Here is a 7,726-nt window from a genome sequence, read left to right as displayed (position 1 = left end):
GGCCACCCACTTCAGTATATCTTGATGGGTGGCCGGGCGGGGGAGCGGGCCGGCGCCGCAGCGGGTCAGCTTTGCTGACCCAGGCGAACGCCGCTTGACGCATGCGCCATGCCCGCGCCAAAGGCGCACATGGCGCATCGCGAATCCAAGTTTGAATTCGACCGCAGGGGCGTGCTGTTCGTCCTCTCCTCGCCCTCCGGCGCGGGGAAGTCGACCATCGCGCGCAAGCTGCTTGAGGTGGAGCCGGGGATGGGCGTTTCCGTCTCCGCGACGACGCGGCCGATCCGCGAGGGCGAGCAGGACGGGCGCGAATATCATTTCGTGAGCACCGAGACGTTCAAGGAAATGGCCGCGCGGCACGAGTTCCTCGAATGGGCGCACGTCTTCAACTATCGCTACGGCACCCCGCGCGCCCCGGTGAAGAAGATGCTGGCCGAGGGCCAGGACGTGCTGTTCGACGTCGACTGGCAGGGCGCGCAGCAGCTGTTCCAGCTCGAGGGCGGCGATGTGGTGCGCGTGTTCATCGTGCCGCCGTCGCTGACCGAGCTCGAGAAGCGCCTGCGCGACCGCAACACCGACAGCGAGGACGTGATCCAGTACCGGATGAAGCGCGCCGAGCGCGAGCTCTCCCACTGGGACGGCTATGACTATGTCGTGGTCAACGACGATCTGGATGCGTGCTTCGAGAAGGTCCACACCATCCTGCAGGCCGAGCGCGAGAAGCGCTCGCGCAAGCCCGGGCTGATCGGATTCATCCGCGAGCGGCAGGAAGAAGCGGTCGCCATGGGGCTGGCGACGCGCTAACCTTCTTCCCTGACAAGGGGAGATGCATGATGCCGAGAGCTGTACTGGGCGGCCTGCTGGGCGGGGTCGCGATGTGGATCGTGGGCTTCATCTTCTGGGGCACGCCGCTGAGCCTGATCGCCGTGACCAGCACCGGGGACGCCGCAAGCGCGTCGGTGCAGGCGGTGCTCGCGCAGCATCTGGGGCCGACCGGGACCGGTGCCTATCCCATCCCGTGGCCGGGCACGCCTTCGGGCACGCAAATGTACGGGCAGGGTCCGGTGGCGATGGTGCTGTTCAACGCCAATGGCTTCGCATTGCCCGACACCGCGGCGCTGATCGGCGGGCTGGTGCTGTCGGTGGTCTGCGCGCTGGTGCTGGCGTTCGCGCTGGCCCGGGTGACGGTGGGGATGAGCTTCGGCGGGCGGCTGACGATCGTCGGCCTCTTCGCGCTGGCGATCACGACCTATGCGCAGCTGGGGCAGCCGGTGTTCAACCATGCGCCCTGGGGCTATTTCATCTATCTGTGGATCAGCGAGATCGCCGGATGGCTCGCGGCAGGCGCGGTGATCGCATGGCTGTTGCCCAAGCCGGTTGTGGTGGCGGTGCCGGCAGAGCCTCCAAGCGCCTGAACCCATCAACCGTCACCCCGGCCTCGTGCCGGGGTCCACGGCGCCCCACCGGCGAACGAAGAGCCTCTCGTCCAATGCTTGCCGCCCGGTGGACCCCGGCACGAGGCCGGGGTGACGGGCAGGGGTGGCGTGACGGCTACCTAAAGCAGCGACAAGAACCGCGCGCCCGCGTCGAAATCGGCGCGGCGCGCGGCGCGCGCCTTTCGGGCGAGCTCGTCCTCGCCCCAATGCTCGGCCTGCCAGTCCTCGTCGAGATTGGCAGCGGACCAGACGTCTTCCGGTGTCGCCGCGCCTTCGAGCAGCGCGAGCGCGGCGATCAGCGAGCCGGTGACGGTGACCAAAGGTGAAAGTGCGGCGAGCCGGAACGGCGAGAGCGCGACGGCCGCGTCGGCGAGCTTCACGATCGTATCGTCCGATTGCGGGCGGTGCATCACCCCGGTGGTGGTGACCGGATCGATCCCGTAGCGGGTGCGCGCCCAGTCGAGCAGCGGGTCCCATGCCGCCTGCTGGCGCAGTCGAAGCTCGAGCGGATGATCGGCGCGGTAGCAGAGCAGGTCGCTCTCGCCATATTTGGCGAGGCCCGCGGCGAAGGCGGCGGGATCGGGTGCGACCCGGTCGATCGCGGCATTGGCGAGGCCGGTGAGCGGCATCGCGCGCGGATCGATCGTCTCACCCACGTTGCGCCATTCGTCCGCAACCGCCTCGGCCAGCGCGGGGCTGGGCAGGGTCAGCGGCACGCGGCCCGGTGTACGGACGGGCTTGCCGTCGAGGTGGATGTCATGGCCGCCCTCCACCGGCACGGCGGCGGCGTCCTTCCAGAAGCGCTTCATGACTTACTGATCCGGGGTTGGCGGGGTGCGCCAGCGGCGCGCGAGGGCGCGGGGGACGACGGCGATGCAATAGAGGCCGGAGAGCAGGATCGCGCCGCCGAGCAGCCGCATCCACATCGTGTCCGCCTTGCCCAGGATGACCAGGCCGAACACCGCGCCGGCGACCGCCGCGATCTGCGACATCACCATCAGGAAATAGCGGTTGCGGGCCGGGTCCTCGGTCATGGCGACAATGCCTCCAGCATCGCCGGAAGATCGCGCGCGTCGGTGGAGACGCGATGCGCGCCGGCTGCGCTCAACTCATGCGCCTCGTGATAGCCCCAGGCAACCCCGATGGCATGGGTGCCGGCGTTGAGTGCCATCGCGATGTCGAAGCTGGTGTCGCCGATCATCGCGGTGGTGTGCGGCGTGGCGCCCGCCTCGGCGATCGCGGTCTCCAGCATCGAGGGGTGCGGCTTGGACGGGTGGCGGTCGGCGGTCTGGAGGGTGACGAAGCGGCGGCTGAGGCCGTGATGCTCGAGGATCAGGGCGAGGCCGCGGTCCGACTTGCCGGTGGCGACGCCGAGCATCCAGCCAGCTTCGTCCAGGGCCTCGATCGCCTCGGCAACGCCGTCGAACAGCGGCTCGGGGTCGAGCGCGCTGGTCGTGCGCATCGTGTGGAAGGCGCGCTTATAGTCCTCGGCCATCAACTCGTGCTGGCGCGCTTCGGCGTCGGGAAGAAGGGCGGCGATCGCCGGGACGAGGCTCAGGCCGACGATGCGGCGGATCGAGTCACGAGTGGGTGGATCGAGCCGGTGCTGCGCGAAGCACGCCTCCATCGCGCGGCAGATATTGGCTTGCGAATCGACGAGCGTGCCGTCGCAGTCGAACACGGCGAGACGGTTCATGCCGAACATCCGTTTGCGCTGAGCTTGTCGAAGCGCCGGCCTAGCGATTCTCGACGGCGAGGAAAGAGCGGCCCTTCGACAAGCTCAGGGCGAACGGAGCGGGGGCGGCGGTTCATTTCTTCTTCGGTTTCCCGACCTTCTGGACTTTGTCGCCCCGGCCGCGCCGTTCGCCGCGGCGTTCCTTGCGATAGGTCTTGGCGTGGGCCTTCGCCTTTGCCTTTTCCTGATCGCGGGTGAGCGGCGCCTTCTCGTCGGGCGGCATATTGTCGCCGCGCTCGATGTCGAAGCCGAGGCTGGCGAGCGTCTCGGCGAAATGCGGGGGCAGGTCCGCGGTGACGTCGAGCTTGCCGCCATCGGGGTGGTCGATGCGGATGCGGCGCGAATGGAGGTGCATCTTGCGGCTGATGCTGCCTGACAGGAACGCCTCGGAGAGGCCGTATTTCCCGTCGCCGACGATCGGATGCCCGATCGCCGCCATGTGCACGCGCAGCTGGTGCGTGCGACCGGTATGCGGCTGAAGCTCGACCCAGGCGGCGCGATTGCCGGCGCGGTCGATCACGCGGTAGCGGGTGCGCGCGGGCTGGCCCTCCGCCTTATCGACATGCATCTTCTCGCCGCCGGTGCCGGGCTGCTTGGCGAGGGGCAGGTCGATATAGCCGTCCTCGATGCTCGGCACGCCCATGATCACCGCCCAATAGGTCTTCCGCGCGGTCCTCCCCGAAAAGCTCCTGGAGAAATAGGCGGCCGCACGCGCGGTGCGGGCGAGGACGAGCGCGCCCGAGGTATCCTTGTCGAGGCGGTGGACCAGCTTGGGCCGCGTATCGAGGTCGAAATAGAGGCCGTCGAGCAGCTGATCAACATGGTCGTGCGTCTTGGTGCCGCCCTGGGTCGCGAGGCCGGGCGGCTTGTTGAGCACGATCGCCTGCGCGTCGCGGTGGATGACCATCGATTCGGCGAACTCGATCTGCTCGGGCGTGAGCTGGGGGCGGGCCTTCTTCGGCTTTGCCGCGGTTGCCTGCACCGGCTCGGCCGGAGGGACGCGGATCACCTGGCCCGCCTGGATGCGCTCGCCCGGCGTGGCGCGCGCGCCGTCGAGGCGGAGCTGGCCCGTGCGCGCCCAGCGCGAGACGATGTTGAAGCTGGTGTCGGGCAGATGCCGCTTGAACCAGCGATCGAGCCGGATGCCGTCGTCGTCGATGCCGACGGTGAACTGGCGGACGTTGGCGTCGCTCATGCCGCCACCCGCGCGATGTGAAGACCGGCGAACAGGGCGAGGATCGAGCCGGCCACCGAGGCGAGGATGTAGAGCAGCGCGACGGCGTATTCGCCGCGCTGGAGCATCGTCGCGGTCTCGAGCGAGAAGGCCGAGAAGGTGGTGTAGCCCCCAAGCACGCCGACGCCGAGCAGATAGCGCAGCGCATCGTCTCCGCTGGCGCGTGCTGCGAGCCAGCCGGCGAGCAGGCCCATAGCCAAGCCGCCGACGAGGTTCACGATCAGCGTGCCCCAGGGGAAGCCGGGTCCCCACAGCGCGAGCGCAGCGCGGCCGGTCATGTGCCGTGCCCCGGCGCCGATCGCGCCGCCGAGCATGACGAGGAGGAGGTGGTTCATCCCGCGGCACTAGCGGGAAACGGGAGCGGGGACTAGGCCCCGTCCAGTCGGGTGGGGGCGACGCTCACGCGCCACCCCCGGGGAGAAACTAGTTGCCGCCGCTGGCGATCAGATCCAGATCGGTGCCGCCGTCGCTGCGTGCCGACAGCATCACGACATAGGCCGAGCCGTCGCGGCCCCGGGTGCCCCCGAGGACGTGCTGGCCATCCTTGGCCTGATGCTCTGCCGAGAAACCGCCCTTCACCGCCTTCGTATAATACCAGTCGATCATGGTCTGCAGCGGCTGGGGAGTCGAGAAGCTGACTACCCGAAGCGAGCATTGCGCGTCCTGCGCGCCCGCGGCCTCGCTGACGCGGGCCTGCGGATGGAGCGGCATGCCGGCGGGCAGGCGCGCGGCCCATTGCGCCGAATAGTTGAGCTTGCCCGCGCAACCCGCAGTGCGCTTGTCCTTCTGCCTGGCAGCGAGGCTGCCGAGCGTGATCGCCGACTGCTGCGCGTCGCAGGCTTCGCACTTGCCGCTGGGCGCTGGCGCCTTGAGCAGCTCGCCGTCCTTGGGCATTGCGGCCTTGCCCGCAGCGACCGTCTCCGCGGGGAGCGGCGCCGAATAGGGTTGGCTCGGCGGGCGGATCGCATCCTTGTTCGACTGCGAGGCGAGCTGCGGATCGACCATGATCTGATCCTGCAGCGCGCCCATCAGCGCGGGATCGGCAGTGTTGGCGGTAATCTCGTTGTCGAGCGCATCGACATTCTGGTTGTCGGCACCGCCGCCGCACGCGGCGAGCGCGAGCGGCAGGATGACGATGGCAGTTGCCCGGCGGATCATCGTGGAGCTCCCCATTTGGAAAGCGTGATGACAGGACAGGGTTAAGGAAGCGTTTTGCATCCCAATTCCCCGTTCGCCCTGAGCTAGTCGAAGGGCTGGTCTTTACTTATCGACCGTCGAAAGAAGAACAGTGCTTCGACAAGCTCAGCACGAACGGATGAGGGGTCAGGATTTGGCCTTCTCCGCCGCGATCCAGGTCTCGATCTGCGCGTCGAGCACGTCGAGCGGGACCGCGCCCTGGGCGAGCACCGCATCGTGGAAGCCCTTGAGGTCGAACTTCGCCCCCAGCGCCTTCTCCGCGCGGGCGCGCAGCTCGCGGATCTTGATCTCGCCGAGCTTGTAGCCGAGCGCCTGGGCGGGCCAGCTGATGTAGCGATTGACCTCGGCATCGATGTTCGCGGCGGACAGCGCGGTATTGTCGAGCATGAACTGCACCGCCTGCTCCTTGGTCCAGCCCTTGGAGTGGATGCCGGTATCGACGACCAGGCGGCAGGCACGCCACATCTCGTAGCTCAAGCGCCCCATCTGCTTCTCGGGCGTGTCGTACAGGCCCATCTCGATCCCGATCCGCTCCGAATACAGCCCCCAGCCTTCGGTGAAGGCAGTGAAGCTGGCGAGATGACGGCGGAACGGACTCGTCTCCATCTCCTGCTGGAGGGCGATCTGGTGATGGTGGCCGGGCACCGCCTCGTGCGCGGTCAGCGCGGGCAGCTCGTAGAGCGGGCGCTGGTCGAGCTTGGAGGTGTTGACGAAATAATTGCCGGCGAGGCCGAGCTGTGGATTGCCGGGGCCGTAATAGGCGGTGGTGGTGCCCTCCGCGGTCTCCGCCGGGATGCGCTTCAGGCCATAGGGCAGGCGCGGCATCTTGTAGAAGAAGCCGGGCATCTTGCCGTCGATCGTCTTGGCCTGAAAGGCCGCGGCCTCCATCAGCTCCTCGGGCGTCTTCGCATAGTATTTGGGGTTGGTGCGCAGCTCCCGCACGAACGCCTCGCGGCTGGGATAGCCAGCCTGCTTCGCCACCTCGGCCATCTCGGCGCGGATGCGCGCGACCTCATCGAGCCCGATCTTGTGGATCTGGTCGGCGGTGTAATCGGTGGTGGTGAGCTGACGGATGCGGAAGGCATAATATTTGGCGCCGCCGGGCTGGGCGGAGACGCCGACCGCCTTGGCGCATTTGGGCGCGTAGCTGGTGCGGTAGAATTGCGCCGCCTTGGCATAGGACGGGTTGATCGCGGTGGTGACAACCTTCTTGGCGCGCGCCTGCAGCGAGGCCCATTCGGCGTCGGTCGCGTCGGCGGGCTTGGGGCGGGCGAAGGGGGTGTAGAAGCGCGACTTGGTGGGGTCCTGCTGGATCACGCCGGTGATCGTCTTCTCGAACCCGACCAGGCTGACGCAGGGCTGGACATAGCCGCCCTTCACCGCCTGGGCGGTGATGGCGAGCAGCGTGTCGTTGGTCCTGGGGAATTTCTCGAGCCGGGTGAGGTAGTTGTCATAGTCGGCCTTGCGGCGGAAGGCAGTACGGTCGGCCTGCCCCGCGGCGCCCTGCCACGGATTGGAATAGCTGGTGAACAGCATCGTGCGCTGGCCGTAGCTGTTCGATTCGACGCTTTCGGCGAGCAGGCGCCGGAGGATCGCCTTGTCGGTGCGCTCGGCGGGGGAGAGGCCGGCATCCGGGATGGCGTCGAGGCGCTTCAGGAACGCAGCCTCGGCCGCAGCGCGGCGATCCTCGGCGGCGAGGCTGACATCGCCGACCTCGGTCGCGTACTCGGCATTGCCGATCGACAGCGCGAAGCCCGGATTCTCCTTCTGCACCCAGGCGAAATGCTCTTCGAGCAGGGCGCGGAGGTCGTCGGACGGGCTGGCGAGAGCAGGCGTGGCGAAGGCCAGCAGCGCGGCAGCGCAGATTGACAAAGTTGGCACTTTCGACCGGTTGTCACGCGCGGGTGTCAAGCGAGGCTGCGGGCGGCTGGGGAAGTCGTTTCTCATGGAACCAACGCAAGCAGACGATCTCCAACATTGCAAGGTCGGGCATGGCGATCGGTCACCTCTCATTCCTCCCCCGGAGGGGGTGGGGGACCGCCGCGAGGCGGTGGTGGTGGGGGAGTCTCCACAAGCTGACCGGCTCGCTTGCGGAGACTAGCCCTCCACCAGCTTCGAGTTCGA

At 68.0% G+C, this 7,726-nt stretch carries 9 protein-coding genes; 2 read left to right on the top strand and 7 right to left on the bottom strand.

Features of this window, described 5'->3' with window-relative positions; translation table 11 throughout:
• Positions 1–129: 129 nt before the first annotated feature.
• Together gmk and VGD28_RS05700 are read left to right on the top strand one after the other, a co-directional pair.
• Positions 130–804: a guanylate kinase gene (gene gmk, locus VGD28_RS05705; RefSeq protein WP_331027367.1), complete on the top strand. Its 675-nt coding sequence runs from the start codon at positions 130–132 to the stop codon at positions 802–804.
• A gap of 26 nt (positions 805–830) precedes the next feature.
• A complete protein-coding gene (locus VGD28_RS05700; RefSeq protein WP_331027366.1) occupies positions 831–1,415 on the top strand; it encodes a hypothetical protein in 585 nt (194 codons plus the stop codon).
• A gap of 140 nt (positions 1,416–1,555) precedes the next feature.
• On the opposite strand, the gene VGD28_RS05695 is transcribed toward VGD28_RS05700, so the two are convergent.
• From VGD28_RS05695 to VGD28_RS05665, 7 genes are all read right to left on the bottom strand, one after another.
• Positions 1,556–2,245, bottom strand: a complete 690-nt coding sequence (locus tag VGD28_RS05695; protein ID WP_331027365.1) for an ATP12 family chaperone protein — start codon at positions 2,243–2,245, stop codon at positions 1,556–1,558.
• A 3-nt stretch (positions 2,246–2,248) separates the two neighbouring features.
• On the bottom strand, positions 2,249–2,470 hold the full coding sequence (locus VGD28_RS05690; RefSeq protein WP_331027364.1) for a hypothetical protein: 222 nt from the start codon (positions 2,468–2,470) through the stop codon (positions 2,249–2,251).
• On the bottom strand, positions 2,467–3,132 hold the full coding sequence (locus VGD28_RS05685; RefSeq protein WP_331027363.1) for an HAD-IA family hydrolase: 666 nt from the start codon (positions 3,130–3,132) through the stop codon (positions 2,467–2,469). Before VGD28_RS05685 ends, VGD28_RS05690 begins: the two co-directional genes overlap by 4 nt.
• A 112-nt stretch (positions 3,133–3,244) precedes the next feature.
• Positions 3,245–4,366 carry an RluA family pseudouridine synthase gene (locus VGD28_RS05680; RefSeq protein ID WP_331027362.1) on the bottom strand — a complete coding sequence of 374 codons (1,122 nt, stop codon included), beginning with the start codon at positions 4,364–4,366 and terminating at the stop codon, positions 3,245–3,247.
• On the bottom strand, positions 4,363–4,740 hold the full coding sequence (gene crcB, locus VGD28_RS05675) for a fluoride efflux transporter CrcB (RefSeq protein WP_331027361.1): 378 nt from the start codon (positions 4,738–4,740) through the stop codon (positions 4,363–4,365). The genes VGD28_RS05680 and crcB overlap by 4 nt, the downstream gene beginning before the upstream one ends.
• 88 nt (positions 4,741–4,828) lie before the next feature.
• Entirely contained in the window at positions 4,829–5,563 is a 735-nt protein-coding gene (locus VGD28_RS05670; protein WP_331027360.1) for a hypothetical protein, read from the bottom strand.
• Between the two features lie 165 nt (positions 5,564–5,728).
• A complete protein-coding gene (locus VGD28_RS05665; protein WP_331027359.1) occupies positions 5,729–7,483 on the bottom strand; it encodes a DUF885 domain-containing protein in 1,755 nt (584 codons plus the stop codon).
• Between the last annotated feature and the right edge of the window lie 243 nt (positions 7,484–7,726).

The organism is Sphingomonas sp. (assembly GCF_036402235.1).
Taxonomy (GTDB): domain Bacteria; phylum Pseudomonadota; class Alphaproteobacteria; order Sphingomonadales; family Sphingomonadaceae; genus Sphingomonas.
This window is presented reverse-complemented; position numbering and strand designations above follow the sequence as displayed.